Annotated in this window: 16 protein-coding genes and 2 tRNA genes; 4 read left to right on the top strand and 14 right to left on the bottom strand. The window is 56.8% G+C overall.

What is annotated here, in order from left to right:
- Positions 1 to 53 precede the first annotated feature (53 nt).
- From MPQ_RS05180 to MPQ_RS05130, 11 genes are all read right to left on the bottom strand, one after another.
- Positions 54 to 671, bottom strand: coding sequence for a response regulator transcription factor (locus MPQ_RS05180; RefSeq protein ID WP_013441845.1), 618 nt, complete (start codon positions 669 to 671; stop codon positions 54 to 56).
- Positions 672 to 678: 7 nt separating this feature from the next.
- Positions 679 to 2,091: an HlyD family type I secretion periplasmic adaptor subunit gene (locus tag MPQ_RS05175; protein WP_013441844.1), complete on the bottom strand. Its 1,413-nt coding sequence runs from the start codon at positions 2,089 to 2,091 to the stop codon at positions 679 to 681.
- Complete coding sequence (locus MPQ_RS05170) at positions 2,088 to 4,241, bottom strand: type I secretion system permease/ATPase (protein WP_013441843.1); 2,154 nt, start codon at positions 4,239 to 4,241, stop codon at positions 2,088 to 2,090. Before MPQ_RS05170 ends, MPQ_RS05175 begins: the two co-directional genes overlap by 4 nt.
- A 170-nt stretch (positions 4,242 to 4,411) precedes the next feature.
- Positions 4,412 to 4,810, bottom strand: a complete 399-nt coding sequence (locus MPQ_RS05165; RefSeq protein ID WP_013441842.1) for a PsiF family protein — start codon at positions 4,808 to 4,810, stop codon at positions 4,412 to 4,414.
- 284 nt (positions 4,811 to 5,094) lie between these two features.
- Positions 5,095 to 5,168 (bottom strand) — tRNA-Cys (locus MPQ_RS05160).
- A 69-nt stretch (positions 5,169 to 5,237) separates the two neighbouring features.
- Positions 5,238 to 5,313 (bottom strand) — tRNA-Gly (locus MPQ_RS05155).
- A gap of 57 nt (positions 5,314 to 5,370) precedes the next feature.
- Positions 5,371 to 5,940: a CDP-diacylglycerol--glycerol-3-phosphate 3-phosphatidyltransferase gene (gene pgsA / locus MPQ_RS05150; RefSeq protein ID WP_013441840.1), complete on the bottom strand. Its 570-nt coding sequence runs from the start codon at positions 5,938 to 5,940 to the stop codon at positions 5,371 to 5,373.
- A gap of 43 nt (positions 5,941 to 5,983) precedes the next feature.
- The gene (uvrC, locus tag MPQ_RS05145; protein WP_013441839.1) at positions 5,984 to 7,786 is read right to left on the bottom strand and encodes an excinuclease ABC subunit UvrC; all 1,803 of its coding nucleotides are present in this window, start codon (positions 7,784 to 7,786) and stop codon (positions 5,984 to 5,986) included.
- A gap of 127 nt (positions 7,787 to 7,913) precedes the next feature.
- Entirely contained in the window at positions 7,914 to 8,096 is a 183-nt protein-coding gene (locus MPQ_RS05140) for a 4-oxalocrotonate tautomerase family protein (protein WP_013441838.1), read from the bottom strand.
- Positions 8,097 to 8,168: 72 nt separating this feature from the next.
- Positions 8,169 to 9,041: a cation diffusion facilitator family transporter gene (locus MPQ_RS05135; protein WP_238525354.1), complete on the bottom strand. Its 873-nt coding sequence runs from the start codon at positions 9,039 to 9,041 to the stop codon at positions 8,169 to 8,171.
- Positions 9,042 to 9,300: 259 nt separating this feature from the next.
- The gene (locus MPQ_RS05130; RefSeq protein WP_041362073.1) at positions 9,301 to 9,600 is read right to left on the bottom strand and encodes an EF-hand domain-containing protein; all 300 of its coding nucleotides are present in this window, start codon (positions 9,598 to 9,600) and stop codon (positions 9,301 to 9,303) included.
- Positions 9,601 to 9,778: 178 nt separating this feature from the next.
- Between MPQ_RS05130 and sodC the strand changes: the two genes are divergently transcribed.
- From sodC to MPQ_RS05110, 4 genes are all read left to right on the top strand, one after another.
- Positions 9,779 to 10,300 (top strand): superoxide dismutase family protein, encoded by a 522-nt coding sequence (gene sodC, locus MPQ_RS05125; protein WP_013441834.1) that lies wholly within the window; start codon positions 9,779 to 9,781, stop codon positions 10,298 to 10,300.
- An 18-nt stretch (positions 10,301 to 10,318) separates the two neighbouring features.
- Positions 10,319 to 11,164: a 23S rRNA (adenine(2030)-N(6))-methyltransferase RlmJ gene (locus MPQ_RS05120; RefSeq protein ID WP_013441833.1), complete on the top strand. Its 846-nt coding sequence runs from the start codon at positions 10,319 to 10,321 to the stop codon at positions 11,162 to 11,164.
- A gap of 85 nt (positions 11,165 to 11,249) precedes the next feature.
- A complete protein-coding gene (locus tag MPQ_RS05115) occupies positions 11,250 to 11,789 on the top strand; it encodes a TIGR00645 family protein (protein WP_013441832.1) in 540 nt (179 codons plus the stop codon).
- Between the two features lie 105 nt (positions 11,790 to 11,894).
- On the top strand, positions 11,895 to 12,530 hold the full coding sequence (locus MPQ_RS05110; RefSeq protein ID WP_013441831.1) for a hypothetical protein: 636 nt from the start codon (positions 11,895 to 11,897) through the stop codon (positions 12,528 to 12,530).
- A 3-nt stretch (positions 12,531 to 12,533) separates the two neighbouring features.
- On the opposite strand, the gene MPQ_RS05105 is transcribed toward MPQ_RS05110, so the two are convergent.
- The 3 genes from MPQ_RS05105 to MPQ_RS05095 all read right to left on the bottom strand — a co-directional run bounded on the left by MPQ_RS05105 (position 12,534) and on the right by MPQ_RS05095 (position 16,733).
- On the bottom strand, positions 12,534 to 13,046 hold the full coding sequence (locus tag MPQ_RS05105) for a DUF3016 domain-containing protein (RefSeq protein ID WP_013441830.1): 513 nt from the start codon (positions 13,044 to 13,046) through the stop codon (positions 12,534 to 12,536).
- A 134-nt stretch (positions 13,047 to 13,180) separates the two neighbouring features.
- Positions 13,181 to 15,745 (bottom strand): bifunctional aconitate hydratase 2/2-methylisocitrate dehydratase, encoded by a 2,565-nt coding sequence (gene acnB / locus MPQ_RS05100; protein ID WP_013441829.1) that lies wholly within the window; start codon positions 15,743 to 15,745, stop codon positions 13,181 to 13,183.
- 289 nt (positions 15,746 to 16,034) lie between these two features.
- Positions 16,035 to 16,733, bottom strand: coding sequence for a S24 family peptidase (locus MPQ_RS05095; protein WP_041362071.1), 699 nt, complete (start codon positions 16,731 to 16,733; stop codon positions 16,035 to 16,037).
- Positions 16,734 to 16,754 lie beyond the last annotated feature (21 nt).

Raw genomic sequence — 16,754 nt, 5'->3', positions numbered from 1 at the left:
CCCATCCAAACATCAAAAAATATTGTACCAAGGTACTAGACCTCGAAATTTCATCAGCCCTGTCGATCATTCAGCATCAGGGCAAGCTGCAAACGGTCCCGTATCGCCAGGCGCTCAAAGATGGCCGTGAGGTGGGCCTTGACCGTGCGCTCGGTTATATCCAGCTCGCGCGCAATGAGTTTGTTGCTAAGGCCTTCTGCTGCCTTGAGTGCTACCTCGCGCTCGCGCGGGGTGAGTTGATCCAGCGTGGCATTGATCTTGGTCTGACTGGAGCCCACCATGGTGCGGCCAACCGTGATCAGGCGCTGCAGGACCTCTGGCCCTAGCCATACGCCGCCCAGCTGCACCACGCGGCGCACCTCGCGCAGCACGTCGGCCGAGCTGTAGGCATGGCAATAGCCTGCGGCGCCCTGCTGAAAAGCCGCCACCGCTTCATTGGTATCCGGCGCATTCGCCAGCACCAGCACGCGCGCCTGAGTGAAGCGGCCTAGCAGGCCTGTTACATCCGTCAGCATGCTGGCGGTGCTGTCTGCATTCACATGCAGCCAGATCAGGGCCTGGCCAACATCGGCATTCAATGCGGCAGTTTCCCTGAATACCGCCCCTTCGGGACAAACCTGCTGCCAGTCGGCCAGCAAGCGCCCCCCTGCAGAAATGAAAATATCGCGCATGGTGTTGTTATCGTTCCGTGAAGGCGTATGAGCGGGCCTTGAGCACCGGCTTCAAGAGGTAAGAAAGCACGGTTTTGCGGCCGGTCATGATATCCACCTGCGCCACCATGCCAGGAATGATAGGCAGGCCCTTGCCCAGATTGGAGCGTATGGTTTTGACGCGCACGATGTAAAACGCATTGCCTTTGTCGTCCACCACCGAGTCGGCGGAAATGCTCTCCACCTTGGCATCCAGCGTGCCATAAATGGTGTAGTCATAAGCCGTCAGCTTCACCGTGGCAGGCTGCCCGAAACTGATAAAGGCAATGTCACGCGGCTGAATCTTGGTTTCCAGGATCAGGGCGTCGTCGGTAGGCACGATCTCCATGACCTCTTTGCCGGGCTGGATAACGCCACCCACGGTATTGATAAAGAGCCGGCTCACGGTGCCTTTGACCGGTGACTTCAGCGTGGACTGCACGACCTTGTCATTCAGTGCAACGCTGGTTTCCACCAGGCTGTTGAGCTTGGCGGTGGTATCCGACAGCTCGGTGCGCACCTTGCTGCGGAACGATTGCTGCGCCTCGCTCACCTTGCGCGAGGCTTCGGAAATCGCCGCCTCTACCCGGCCGATCTGCGCACGTGCCTGATCGCGATCACCACGCAAGCGGGCGGTATCGCGCTCCAGACGCAATAGGTCTACTTCAGAAACCGCGCCGGTACCGAGCAAAGGCTTGGTCACCGCCAGCTCGCGGCTGCTCAGCTCCAGACCGCGCTCGGCCTGCTCCAGCTTGGCCTGTATCTCGGATAACTCACGCTGGCGCTGGGTCAGCTGTTCGCGCGCAATTGCCACCTGCGAGGCCAGCTCGTCCTTGCTGGCGAAATACAGGGCCTGCTCCTGTGAATACACCGAGGGGTTTTCCTTCATCACCTCCGGTGGTGGCATGAACGCCGTATCATCCGCCAGCGCGCGCAAGCGTGCCTGCTTGGCCACCAGCGACAGATATTGCGAGCGGTTTTCACGCAGGGAGGAAATGGCTCGCGTTTCATCGATACGCACCAGCGGCGTCCCGACATTGACCGACTGCCCTTCATGCACCAGCAGCGAAGTCACAATGCCGCCGTCCAGTGACTGAATCACCTGCACCTGCTTGGAAGGGATCACCCGGCCTTCACCGCGTGTCACTTCATCCACCTTGGTCAGCGCCGCCCAGATCAGTAGCAGCACGATCACGCCGGCCACCCAGTACAGCACTTTTTTAGCACGCAGGGTTTGCTGTTCCAGCATGGCGAGCTCGGCTTCTTCCTGCCATGATGCATCTTCTTCGGCCTTGGCGGGCGTCCATTTGTCCAGCATCCAGCGCACGGGCTTGCTCAGCAGGCCAATGCGATTGAAAACCCCATGAATGGCACCCAGTGCCTTGAATAAAAGCTGGCTCATGCGGCTTTCCCCACTTTACCGGTACGCAAGGCATCAATGACGAGGTCTTTCTGACCATCCGCCATGATCTTGCCGCCATCTATCACAATAATTCTATCCACCATGTCGAACAGCGATGAGCGATGGGTAATCACCAGCAATGTCCTGCCGCTGGAAGCTTCCGACAGGCGTTTTTTCACCGCCTCTTCACCGGAGTGATCCATGGCGCTGGTTGGTTCATCCAGCAGGTAGATCACCGGGTTGTTGATCACTGCACGGGCAATGCCCACGCCCTGGCGCTGCCCGCCAGACAGCGTATCGCCGCGCTCGCCCACGGGCATGTCAAAGCCTTGGGGATGCGTATTGATGAATTCATCAATGCCACCCACATGGGCGGCATGCAGGACCTGCTCACCGGTAGCATGCGGAGCGGCAATCGCGATGTTGTCGCGCATGGATCCGTAAAACAGATGGGTGTCCTGCTGCACATAGCCAATCGCCCGCCGCAGCTCGGCGGGGTCTATCTGGCGTGAATCAATACCATCAATCAGGATCGCGCCTGCCGTGGGCTGATAAAGCCCGAGGATCAGTTTCTGGATGGTGGTCTTGCCGGAACCCATGCGGCCCAGAATCGCCACGTGCTCCCCCGCCTTGATCTTGAACGAGACGTTGCGCAACGCGTTGGCATCGGAGCCGGGGTAATTGAAGCTGACATCGCGAAACTCGATATCGCCTGTAAAGCTGGGGCGGGATAGAAAGCGGAAATCCACCGGCCGCTCCACTGGCTTGTTCATGACCTCTTCCAGCGAGGTCAGCGAGGTGGCTGCATTGTGGTATTGCGTCATCATGCCTGCCGCCTGCGAGATGGGCGCCAGCGCGCGTGAAGCCAGCATGGTGCAGGCGATCATGCCGCCCATGGTGAGGTCACCATTGATCACCAGATACACGCCCAGCAATACCAGGCCGACAGTGACCAGCTGCTGCAGCCCCATGGCGCCATTGTTGATGGAGGCGGACAGCAGCTTGAGCTTGCTGCCGACTTCGGTCAGGTAGGTGGCGGTTTTTTCCCAGCGACGCTGCATCTGGCCTTCGATGCCCAGTGCCTTGACGGTTTCCAGCCCGACCAGGCTTTCAATCAGAGTGGCATTGCGAATGGAGCTGGCGCGGAACATGGTTTCAGATAACTCCTGCATCTTGGTCTGCGCGCTGAAGGAATACACCAGCAGAATCGCCGCGCCGACCAGCACCGGAATCACCATGGGCCAGGAAATCCAGGCCATGACGCCAATAAAGATCAGGGCAAACGGAATATCAATCAGGGTGGTGATGGTGGCCGAGGTAATGAAGTCGCGCACGGTTTCAAACGCACGCAGGTTGGCGGCAAACGAGCCGACCGAGGTAGGCCGCTGCTCCATGCGCACGCCCAGCACCTGCTCCATGATGCGGGCCGACAGCTTGATATCGACGCGGTGGCTGGCCCAATCAAGGAAATAACCGCGGATGGTACGCAGGGCAAAGTCCGCCAGAATGATCAGGCCTATACCAGCAGCCAGGACCCACAGGGTTTCCACCGAGCGGTTGGGCACAATGCGGTCATACACATTCATGGTGAAAATAGGCATGGCTAGCGCAAACATGTTGATCAGCAAGGCGGCCAGCATGATGTCGCGGTATACCTTGCTGTTTTCTGCCAGCGTGCCCCAGAACCAGTGGCGCATACGCACATTGCCGACCGTGGGGGCGCGTTTGTCGAAGGTGAATTTGGGCTTGGCGACAATGGCGTAGCCGCTGTAGCGTGACAGCAGCTCCTCTTCTGAAATGCTGACTTCGGCATCGCCCAGCTCGGGGAAGATCATGCGCAGATGCTGGCGCGATTCATCCCAGCCAACCAGCACGCAGGCCTCGTTGTCCTCCAGCAGCAGAATCGCCGGTAAAAACTCGCGACGTATGTCGCCCAACGGCTTCCTGATCACCGTGGCGACCAGGTTGGCGCGTGCCGCTGTCCGCCGCACCAGGGCTGGCGTCATTTTACCGTCGCGCAATGGCAGGCCCGCACTCAGGGCATCCCGCGTAATGGCGACCCCATGAAAACGACACACAATCAACAGGGCTTCAAGCAGACTATCCTTGACCTGCGCTTGTGCCCCTAAAAATTCCTCATCACGATTCATAGTCACACTGTCTTTGCAATAACCCGGCAACTGCACTTGCCGCGGACATACCTTTGTTAATCATGCAAACACGAGGCCTGCGCCAGCATACTCAAGCGCATGGCATCGCCCTTGTGCCCGGCTGCGCGCCGCACATGAAAAAAGCCCGATCAGAATCGGGCCGGAATTTATTATTGGGGAGAAGCCGAGAGGCAGCTTTTCATGAACGCCTTGCGCGCGTCGCCAGTCAGGGATTTGGCACTGGCATCCGCATTACAGGTTTTCATTTTTTCTTGCTGGGTGGGAGGAGTCGCTTTGGCACTCAGGCAACTCTTCATGAATGCCTTGCGTTCGTCCCCTGCCAGCGATTTGGCGCTGGCATCGGCGTTGCAGGTTTTCATCTTGAGCTGCTGCGCTGACATGGGGTCAGCACTGAGGCAGTTTTTCATGAAGGCTTTGCGGGCATCACCAGCCAGGGACTGGCTGCTTGCCTCATCGTTACAGGATTTCATTTTTTCTTGCTGGGTACCGGCGTAAACCGTTGTCATACCCATGCAGATCAAGGCCATGGCGGCCAGTGTATTCTTCATGCTTCCCCCGTTATTGTGTTAGGCGCATTACTGCTGCTGTTTATCACAACACCCCATGCAGTAGTATGCCGTATTGCGGTAGCGATCACCACCGGCATGCGCCTGTGCTTGAATATTAACCGAAGCATGCGGCAATACACAATCGGGATCATAGAGAATGCAACTGCGGGGGAATCGGGGAGCGTAAATGCAAAAAAGGGAAAGCATTTCTGCTTTCCCTTTTACCTGGAGCGGGAAACGAGTCTCGAACTCGGCTCTACCAACTGAGCTATTCCCGCATGTACTGGAGGCGCGAGCCGGAGTCGAACCGGCCTAAACGGCTTTGCAGGCCGCGGCATAACCGCTTTGCTATCGCGCCATCGCGCCGGAGTTCAATCCGGAGCAAAAAAGGGAAAGCATACATGCGCTGCTTTCCCTTTTTTTAATCTGGAGCGGGAAACGAGTCTCGAACTCGCGACCTCAACCTTGGCAAGGTTGCGCTCTACCAACTGAGCTATTCCCGCATCGAAAGAAGGCGCCATTTTAAGGATTTTCGGGGTTGTGTCAACACCCGCTGCGCCTTATTTTCTCTCTTTCATGCGGGGCCAGGCCGCCTTCAAATAGTAAGCCATTGACAGCAATGTCAAAAATGCCGCGATCCACACCAGCACGGTGCCAACGAGTTGGATATCCAGCCCGGCGATTGGGTCGTGATAAAGCAAAAACAGGATGGCCGCCATCTGCACGGTGGTCTTGAACTTGCCGATTTGCGCCACGGCCACACTGCTGCCCTCGCCCATGCCTGCCATCCATTCACGCAATGCGCTGATGGCGATTTCACGGCCTATGATAATGAAGGCGATAACCGCGCCGACGCGCTCAAAGTCCACCAGCACCACCAGCGCGGCGGCCACCATCAGCTTGTCGGCCACCGGATCCAGAAATGCGCCAAAGGCCGAGGTCTGGTTGAGCTTGCGGGCGAGGTAGCCATCAAACCAGTCGGTCAGCGCTGCCAGCGCGAACAGCACCGCTGCGCTGAAGTTGACCCAATGTGCCGGGATCACGCTGACTGGCATATAGAAGATGCCGACAAAAATCGGAATCATCAGGATGCGGGTGACAGTAAGCGTATTGGGTATATTCCAATGCATGAATGGGGTCGCCTTTTTTTGCTCAGAGAATGCGTTGTTATTGTTAATGTAATTCGTCGTATATTTTTTGTGCCAGCGCCGGGCTGATGCCTTCCACCTGCGCCAGTTCATCGGCACTGGCATTCTTGACACCATCCAGCCCGCCAAACCGGGTCAGCAGACGCTGGCGCCGCTTGGCGCCAATGCCGGCAATATCTTCCAGGCTGGAGTGCATGCGGGCCTTGCCACGCCGCGCACGGTGGCCGGTAATGGCAAAGCGGTGCGCTTCATCGCGTATCTGCTGCAACAGATGCAAGCCCGGGTGATCATTGCGCAAGCCCACCGGCGTATCGCGATCCGGGAAGAACATCTGCTCCAGACCCGGCTTGCGCTCCTCACCTTTGGCAATGCCCACCAGCTGGATGTCCGGCAAGCCTACTTCATGCATGACTTCCACCGCAACCCCAAGCTGCCCTTTGCCGCCATCAATAAACACCAGATCCGGCAGCAAACCCTCGCCTGCCGCCACCTTTTTATAGCGGCGCGTCAAGGCATCGCGCATGGCGGCGTAGTCGTCGCCCGGGGTAATCCCCGTAATATTGTAGCGGCGGTATTCCGAATTCTGCATGGCGCCACGGTCAAACACCACGCAGGAGGCAACGGTGGCCTCGCCCATGGTGTGGCTGATATCAAAACATTCGATGCGCTCGGTGCTCTCAGGCAAATCCAGCGCTTCGCGCAGCGCCACCAGACGTGCCTGCTGATTGGCATTGGCGGCGCTACGCTGCTCCAGCGCCAGCTCGGCATTGGTTTGCGCCATCTTCAGCCACACGCGCTTGTCGCCGATGGGATTGGTGTTGATCTTGACCTTGCGCCCTGCCTGCTCGCTCAGCACCTCCTCCAGTTCCGCCGTCTCCATGCCCTCGACCCCGACAATAATCAGCGGCGGTGTATTCTGCGGCATGTAATGCTGTTCCAGGAAAGCTTCAGCCGTCATGCGGGCATCCGCGCCTTCGGCGTTCTTGGGAAAATGACTCTTGTCACCCAGATGGCGACCGCCACGTATCATCACCAGATTGACACATAGCTGCCCATGCAGCTCGGCGCAGGCAATCACATCGGCATCGCTGATGGTAAAGTCGCTGACGAACTGCTTGGCCTGCACCTGCCGCAGGCTTTGCATGCGGTCACGGTAAACCGCAGCCATCTCGTATTCCTGCTCCTCGGCCGCCTGCATCATCTTGTGGCTGAGCTCATCCATCACCTGCTGTTCACGCCCCTGCAAAAACAGGGTGGCATGGCTGACATCGCGCTGATAATCCTCTTCCGAAATAAAGTTAACGCAGGGTGCGGTGCAGCGCTGAATCTGGTATTGCAGACAGGGACGCGAACGGTTGGCGAACACCGTATTTTCACAGGTGCGCAGGCGGAAGACTTTTTGCAGCAACTGTATGCTTTCGCGCACCGCCACTGCATTGGGGAACGGGCCAAAATAGCTGTTGCCCTTGCGCTGCGTGCCGCGGTGAAAAGCCAGGCGCGGAAACGCATCGCCGGTCAGCGTGATGTAGGGATAGGACTTGTCATCGCGAAACAGCACGTTGTAACGCGGCATAAAGCTCTTGATGAGATTGTTCTCAAGCAGCAAGGCTTCGGCTTCGGAGCGCGTTACGGTGGTTTCAATGCGCGCAATTTGCGACACCATCATGCGCGTGCGCGGGCTGGGCAGATTCTTCTGAAAATAGGACGACACGCGCTTTTTAAGGTCGCGCGCCTTGCCCACATAGATCACCGCATCTTCAGCGTTGATCATGCGGTATACGCCCGGCAGATTGGGCAGGTTTTTCAGTATGGGTTTAGGGTCAAACATAGAGTCAGCTAAGGGCCAGCCTGGATGGGTTAAGCAGAGACAGTTCAGCCCGCATGGACACCAGCGGCGGCGGTCACACCACCATGACCGGGGGCGGAACTCACCGCTGGCGGTATGTGCAGGGCAATTACTCGTCTAGCAGTTTCCCGGCGATCGCCCAGTCTTCATATTCCACTTCGTCAAACGTGATGTAGGTATAGCTGGCGGGCTTGTTCGCCACGCGCTCCATGGTCTTGGTCACTTCTTCCGCAATTTTTGCTTTTTGTTCACGGCTCAGTGGGCCGGCATGCTTGATATTGATATAAGGCATTTTATCCTCCTGTTGCGTGTTGAAGATTTGCGGTGACAGGAGGAAGCCCTCCCGTCCATGGTCAATCCCAGTTCAGGCTGGCTGCCCGGCCTTTTTGGTCAGCCAGCAACCGACCTTGCCAGCATTGAGCGCCGCCACTGTCTCAGGCTGCAAAGTCACATGCTCGATGTCAAAGCGGTCATGCAATAGCGTGCGTATGGCGTTCAACACCTCATGCCATTGCTCCATGTCATTCAGCACAATATGCGCAGACAAGGCACTCACCTCGGAAGACAGCGACCAGATATGCACGCTGTGGACCTCTTGCACTTCGGGCACGTTCTGCAGGGCGTGCGTCACGGCCTGAATTGAAATATGCGAAGGCACGCCTTCCATCAGCACATGCAGCACTTCGCGCAGCAAGCGGAAGGTGGAGAACAGGATCAGGGCCGAAATCAGCAGCGACAGAACCGGATCAATCATCATCCAGCCAGTGAAGTAGATGACGGCACCGGCCGCAAGTGCCGCAACGGAGCCCAGCATATCCCCCAGCACATGCAGCAGTGCCGCTTTGTGGTTGACGTTATCCTGATGCTGATGCAGCTGCCTGGCGACCAGCAAATTGACCAGCAGACCCACAAATGCGATGACCATGACCTCCAGGCTATGCACCTGCTGCGGATGTTGCAGGCGCTCGATGGCCTCGAACACGATGGCGCCCACGACCGCCAGCATCACCAGGCAATTCACAAATGCCACAATGATTTCGGCACGCATCAGGCCATAACTGTGCTTTTGCGAGGCAGGTTTAGCCGCAATCCAGGTGCCAAGCCAGGCCAAACCGAGCGCCGCGGAATCAGAAAACATGTGCCCAGCATCGCCCATCAGCGCCAGCGAACCAGAGTACCAGCCCCCTATCGCCTCAACACAGGCGAACGCCAGCGTTAGCAACAAAGGCCATTTCAAGCTGTTACCGGCGTGGGAATGGGAATGTCCATGATGGTGATCATGATGGTGATCATGACGATGTGCATGATCATGATCGTCATGCTCCTCGTGGTCATGTCCGGGGGCCTGGTGTGCGTGGGTGTGATGGTCGTGTTTCATAGAGTTGCTATGCTAACAGCCTGATATGGCAAATCCAATAACAAAAAGCCTGCAGCAAGGCTGGCCCGGGGCTGCAACGCTGGCTGGACGGTAAAATCACAACGCCAGCAGGTGTGAATCAAGGCGCGGGCGGTGCGCTGATCTCGCCGTCTTTGGCGCGGATACGCGCACGCAATCTATCTTTGGCCGATGCTTTCTCAGCTGGATCAATAAAGCCATCCTGATTGCTGTCTATGCGTTTGAATATTTTTTCAGAAGGCTTGAACTCCGAAGCGCGAAACTCTTGCAGGCTGATGCGGCCGTCGCCATTGGTATCTGCCCGCATGTGGTGCTTTTCCGGAGTCGCACCATCGTCCGCGGCATGCGCCAGAGTCATCAGCAAAACCATAGGAGGGACTATCCAGTAACCGTGTTGCATGCGCCAAATCTCCCAGTGTAATAAAGGGGCCATCCCCAATACGCCCTGCAGGCATAGCATATACCCTAAGACAAACGAACCTGTAGCAATCTGCGTTGACCAATCTACCATGCAATTTTGCCAGCACCAGGCTGCCACCGTCTTATAATATAGCCACTCATCGCCAAGGAGCCCCACCATGAAGATCTTCACCCCCCTGTTAACCGCCCTGTTGCTTTCCAGCCTGCCCGCCCTGGCCGCGGAAAAAATCGTGGTGGTGAATGCCATCAGTGATAATGGCATTGGCAAGATTATTGGCACCGTCAAGCTGAGCGATAGCGAAAAAGGCCTGGTAATCGATCCTGACCTGGGCGACCTCACCCCCGGCGAACACGGCCTGCACATCCACGAAAACCCGAGTTGTGAAGCCGCCGACAAAGACGGCAAGAAAACAGCCGGTCTCGCCGCGGGTGGACATTATGACCCCAACAAAACAGCCAAACATGAAGGTCCGCAAGGCCATGGTCATGCCGGCGACCTGCCTGCCCTGCAAGTGAAGCCTGATGGCAGCGCCACGCAAATACTGATCGCGCCCAATCTCAAGCTTTCCGACGTCATCGGCCGCAGCCTGATGGTGCATGCCGGCGCCGACAATTACAGCGACCAACCCAAGCCCCTGGGCGGTGGTGGCGCACGTGTGGCTTGCGGCATTATTGAATAACAAGGAAACAACAAGCACATGCTGAGTTATCGTCACGCCTTTCACGCCGGCAACCATGCCGACGTGCTTAAACATTTTGTACTCATGCAAGTGCTGCAGTACACCGGCCAGAAGGGCAAGCCCTACTGGTATATCGACACCCATGCAGGGGCGGGAAAGTACGCCCTGGATACCGGCTACGCCACGCAAAATGCTGAATTCGAAAGTGGTATTTCGCGCCTGTGGCAAGCTACCGACCTGCCCGCCCCGCTGGCGGAATATGTGCACCTGATCCGGCAGGAAAATCCGGATGGCAAGCTGCGTCTTTACCCCGGCTCCCCGTCTGTTGCCGAAGCCTGCTTGCGCGAGGAAGACCGCATGCGGCTATTTGAACTGCATCCGAATGACTTCAAGCTATTGCGCCAGACCTTTCAGCATGGCGGGCGCAAGGTCATGCTGTTTGCCGAGGATGGATTTGCCGGCATCAAAGCTCTGTTGCCACCACCACCGCGCCGGGCCGTGGTGCTGATAGACCCGCCCTATGAAGAAAAACAGGATTACCAGCGCGTGGTGACCGCCCTGCAGGATGCTTTGCAACGTTTTGCTACCGGCACCTACCTCATCTGGTACCCTTTGCTGCAGCGTGCAGAACCCCAGCAGATGATAGAAAAACTCAAGCGTTTGCAATTGGCTAGCTGGCTGCATGTCACGTTGACGGTACAAAGGCCCTCGGAAGAAGGCTTTGGCATGCATGGCAGCGGGCTGTTTATTGTTAACCCGTCATGGACGCTACCTGCCACGCTGCAAGAAACTTTACCCTGGCTGACCGAGTCCCTTAGCCAGGACGACGGTGCCAGCTATACTCTGGAGCATCACATTCCCTGATGAGGATACAGACTGCATGAGGCCTGTACCCTCGCGACTTCAGGCTGCCAGGCCCATACCAATTTTATTTTGACGAGGAACCTTCATGGCGACCGCTAGCAATACCCGTAACACCACCCAAAAGATGCACCCGATGGCGACCATCCTGTTTGGTAGCCGCTGGCTGCAACTGCCGCTTTATCTGGGCCTGATCGTGGCTCAAGGCGTGTATGTGTTTCACTTCATGGTCGAGCTTGTGCATCTGGTGCAAAAAGTACCCGACATGCATGAAGCCGACATCATGCTGATTGTGCTGGGGTTGATTGATGTGGTGATGATCTCCAACCTGCTCATCATGGTGATTGTCGGCGGCTATGAAACCTTTGTTTCGCGCCTCAATCTCAAAGGCCACCCTGATGAACCCGACTGGCTCTCGCATGTGAATGCCAATCTGCTCAAGGTCAAGCTGGCCACGGCCATCATCGGCATTTCATCGATTCACCTGCTTAAGACGTTTATCAACGCGCCTAATCTCGATGAAAAAACGCTGATCTGGCAAACCATCATCCATATGGCCTTTGTGTTGTCAGCCGTATCGATTGCCTGGATTGACCGCCTGATGACGCACGCAGACAATAAGCACTAAGACCTGATGTATCTCCTGCAAGCCGCCCATGCGGCTTGCAGTCCATTTGCCGATCAAAAAACGCGCAGCTGCCGGTAACAGCCGCCACCACGCAAAGGAAGATCCATGACGCCACAGGAAAAAATCGCGTTTGCCGACGACTTTCTCACGCTTTATCTTTCCATGGGTTTGGGCAGCCTGCCCAAACGCGAGATTGATCTGTTTGTGTTTCATGCCCTGATCCAAAGTGCCGAGCACAGGGGCAAATCAAACTACGAACTCGCCAACACCTTTGGCATCTCTGAGACCCGCATCAAGACCCTCAAACTGAATGCCGCCCTGCGTTATAAAGAAATCAATCCACGGGCGATATTGGCACGCGTGGTGGAGCGCCTGATCGCCAGCCAGCAGTTCACCGAACTGAACGAAGGCAAAATTGATATTTCACTTGAAGACCCGCTGGAGCGCCGCGAACTGGAAAACTTCCTGAAAACGCGCGGCCATCATGCCGAATACACCCTGAATCGCGAAGTCTTGCGCATCTCGGCGGCGCGTTTGCTGGAGCTGATTATGGAACACGCCGAGCGTGCGGGCAGCGAGTTTGACGAGATTATCCGCAGCCAGATCAAGGATCAGGCGGTCTCTGCCCGCATTCTGGCAGGCGCGCCTTCGCTGAAACAAAAACTGGATAGGCTACGCGCTGAAAACCTCAACCTGGCCACCCTCAAGTCGCTGATCGCCAAGGCATTCACCCTGTTTTGATGCTTATCTGGCTGGCAAAAATTCGCTCGCCAGCCAGTCATTGATCAGCGCTTTTTCATAGCGCAATGCATCGCTGTCCCGCGCTACTGTCGTCATCTGAAACCCCAGATTGCGCAAGTTTTTCTCGCCCTGCCCAAGGATATGCCCATCGGCATCGCGCCATTCATATTGCAACTTGATACGTGGCGGATACACATCACGCACAATGCGCACATCACGACCCGGGCCACGCCAGGGTTCAAAACTGCCGGCAAGATCAATATCGGTAATGCGGATGCTGAGCTGCTGCCCCGGCTGCAAATAGCGCGGGGCCGTGCGCTCGATATATTTCCGTAACGACGCCAATGTGGACGGGCTATATCCGCCAAAACTGTCATTGCCCGCATCGGTAAACTTCTCGGGCTGAACGAACTCCACCACCACCGCGCCTGCTGGCGGTTCGGCATGCGCATGGCTAACGCCCAACACCAGCATCGCCATCAGGAGGTATCGCGTGCTTACTCTTTTGAAATTCATGGCATTCCACCTACCAGGTCACTAAACATAGGACGCTGAAGTACCCGATAAATTCTGGTCCGCGCATAACAAAAAAGCCGCTTTCGCGGCTTTTCTGATTTGACTTCACTAACGTTGACTTCACCAACGTGTTACTAGATGACCTCGGCAATCGGGATGACCTTTTTGGTGTATTCCGGCATCTGGTCAAAATTGAGGTATTTGTAGATGCTGTCGGCATTTTTGCTGAGCTTGTCGCCGACAGTTTCGAGATACTCGGCGGGCGTCGGCATGCGGCCCAGACGGGCACACACTGCGGCCAGTTCGGCGGAACCCAGATATACGCGGGCATCCTTGCCCATGCGGTTATCAAAGTTACGGGTACTGGTAGAGAACACGGTAGCTTTGTCGGCCACGCGTGCCTGGTTACCCATGCACAGCGAGCAGCCCGGCACTTCGGTACGCGCACCGGCCACGCCAAAGACGGAATATACGCCTTCATCACGCAGCTGGTTTTCGTCCATGCGGGTAGGTGGCGCAATCCACAAGCGAGTGGGTATGCCGCCTGAGCCCTCAAGTACCTTGGCAGCGGCGCGGTAGTGGCCGATGTTGGTCATGCAGCTGCCGATAAACACTTCGTCGATCTTGTCACCCACCACGGCAGAAAGCGGCTTGATGTCATCAGGATCATTGGGGCAAGCCACCAGCGGTTCCTTGATTTCGTTGAGGTCGATTTCCAGCACGTAAGCGTATTCGGCATCCGCATCCGGCTCCAGCAGGTTAGGGCTGGCAAGCCAGGCTTGCATGGCTTCGATACGGCGTTGCAGGGTGCGGGCGTCGGCATAGCCGTTGTCGATCATGTTTTGCATCAACACGATGTTGGATTGCAGGAACTCAATCACCGGCTCCTTGTTGAGCTTGACGGTGCAGCCATTGGCCGAGCGTTCGGCGGAGGCATCGGCAAACTCGAATGCCTGTTCGACCTTGAGGTCAGGCAGGCCTTCGATTTCCAGAATGCGCCCGTTGAATACATTCTTCTTGCCCTGCTTGCCTACGGTGAGATCACCCTTCTGAATCGCGGCATACGGAATGGCATTCACCAGATCCCGCAAGGTGATGCCAGGCTGCATTTCGCCCTTGAAGCGCACCAGCACAGACTCAGGCATATCCAGCGGCATGGCACCCATGGCAGCGGCAAACGCCACCAGGCCAGAGCCGGCCGGGAAGGAAATACCGATCGGGAAGCGGGTATGCGAATCACCGCCGGTACCAACAGTATCAGGCAGAATCAGGCGATTCAGCCAGGAGTGGATCACACCATCACCGGGACGCAGGCTGACGCCGCCGCGGCTGGACATGAATTCAGGCAGGCTGTGCTGCAGCTTGATATCCACAGGCTTGGGGTAAGCAGCGGTATGGCAGAAACTCTGCATCACCAGATCGGCCGAGAAGCCCAGGCAGGCCAGTTCTTTCAGCTCGTCACGGGTCATGGCACCCGTCGTATCCTGCGAACCCACGGTCGTGATTTTTGGCTCGCAATAGGTACCGGGACGCACGCCCTGCCCTTCTGGCAAGCCACAGGCGCGACCCACCATCTTCTGGGCCAGGGTGTAACCCTTGCCAGTATCCTTGGGGGCGATGGGCTTGATGAACAGATCTGATGGCGGCAGGCCGAGCAACTGACGGGCATTGGTGGTCAGGCCACGGCCGATGATCAAGGGAATACGGCCACCGGCACGGACTTCATCCGGCATGGTCAATGGCGCCAGATCAAAGGTGGAAATCACCTCGCCAGCGGCATTCAGCACTTTGCCCTCGTATGGCTTGATGACGATTTCATCGCCGGTATTCATCTGACCAACATCACATTGGATGGGCAGCGCACCAGAGTCTTCCGCGGTATTGAAGAAAATCGGGGCAATCTTGCCGCCCAGCACAATGCCGCCGCTACGCTTGTTGGGGATATTCGGAATGTTGTCGCCCATCAGCCACTGCACAGAGTTGATAGCCGATTTGCGCGAGGAACCAGTACCGACCACATCGCCAACATAGGCCAGCGGCAGGCCTTTTTGCTGCAGGTCCAGGATGGTCTGCAAGCCATTGGGCATCTTGTTGACCAGCATGGCCTTGGCATGCAAAGGAATATCCGGACGCGACCAGGCTTCCTGCGCAGGTGACAAGTCATCGGTATTGGTCTCGCCCGGCACCTTGAACACAATGGCGCGAATCTCGGCAGGCAAGGCTGGGCGGTTGGTAAACCACTCGCCCGCTGCCCAGGATTCGATCAGTTTTTTGGCATGCGGGTTGCCCGCTTTCATTTTCTCGGCCACATCATGGAAGGCATCAAACATGAGTATGGTCTTGGAGAGCGCCTTGACCGCATCCTCGGCCATCGCACCATCCAGCAGCTCCACCAATGCCTGCACGTTGTAACCGCCCAGCATGGTCCCCAGCAGTTCAACGGCTTTTGCCGGGCTGACCAATGGCGATGTGGCAGTGCCCTTGGCAATGTCGGCCAGAAAGGCAGCCTTGACGTAGGCAGCCTGGTCTACCCCGGCAGGAATGCGGTTAGCCAGCAACTCGAGCAAGGCATCGGCCTCACCGGCTGGCGGATTCTTCAGCAGATCAACCAGCTCGGCAACTTGTTCAGCGGTAAGGGGTAAGGGAGGCAAACCGGCATTGGCACGCTCGGCTACATGTTCACGGTAATTTTTCAGCATGGCACTCATTCGAGGATAAGTAATAGATGATGGGATTATACAGTGCGTCGCAAGCCCTATAAATCGTGCAGGCAATCACACGCAAACTATATGCAATAAGTACATGCAATGACTGTGCCTGCCTTGATACGGCATTCGCATTTCCATTCACATTTAAAAGGCGAGCAACATCCCCCCTGCCAGCGCAGCTGCCATGGCTTCAATATGAAACTGCGAAAGGAAACGCCCGGCGCGAATGACCGGGGATAGCTTGCCCAGCCAGGGCTATGCCCCAAACTGGTGCCCGCCCTTAGGCTCGGAACTTGCCGAACTTGAAGGGCATGACTTTGCCCACGACTTCAACGTCTTTTGCATTTTCGGCGGAATAGACTTCAATAGGGAAGCCGCCGTCGTTGTCGTACTTGATGGCAACGCTACCATCGAGGCGCACTTGCACACGCTTGATCGTGATGCGTCCGTGCTGGCGGATGGCGTAAAGCGCATCTCCATCAAAGGCATTGCAGCGGATGTCGATGAACACCTCATCACCATCGCTCAACAAGGGCTCCATGCCATCGCCGTAGACATGCACCAGCTTGAGGTAACGCGAAGGCACCCCGCCCAGCCCGGAGTCGGCATTGAGCTCGACCTTTTTAATCAGATGATTTTCATGGATAAGCAGCTGGCTGGACGAAGCATGGTCGGCGCAATAGCGTTCCACGCACAGGCTTTCATCATGAAACACCTCGACCATCTTGGCGCGAGGGACAGATCCAAAAAAATCCGGCCGCGCTTCCAGAAATACACGGATGGCCTCGGAAAGCTCAGGCGGCGGCAGGTATTCATTAAGAATGCCATTGGGCCCGCCCTTGCCATTCACTTGACGTGAAGGCCAGGCTTCTCTTTTTGCCTTGTCTCGGCAGCCGCGAACGGAGTTAGGCAGCCTCACCACCAAATGTTGTGAGAGCAATGCAAGCTCGGATGCGGAAAACCATTGCTTAATGCCCATATGGATTCGTCCCGGTGGATA

The sequence above is a fragment of the Methylovorus sp. MP688 genome (genome assembly GCF_000183115.1).
GTDB classification, from domain to species: Bacteria; Pseudomonadota; Gammaproteobacteria; order Burkholderiales; family Methylophilaceae; genus Methylovorus; species Methylovorus glucosotrophus.
This window is presented reverse-complemented; position numbering and strand designations above follow the sequence as displayed.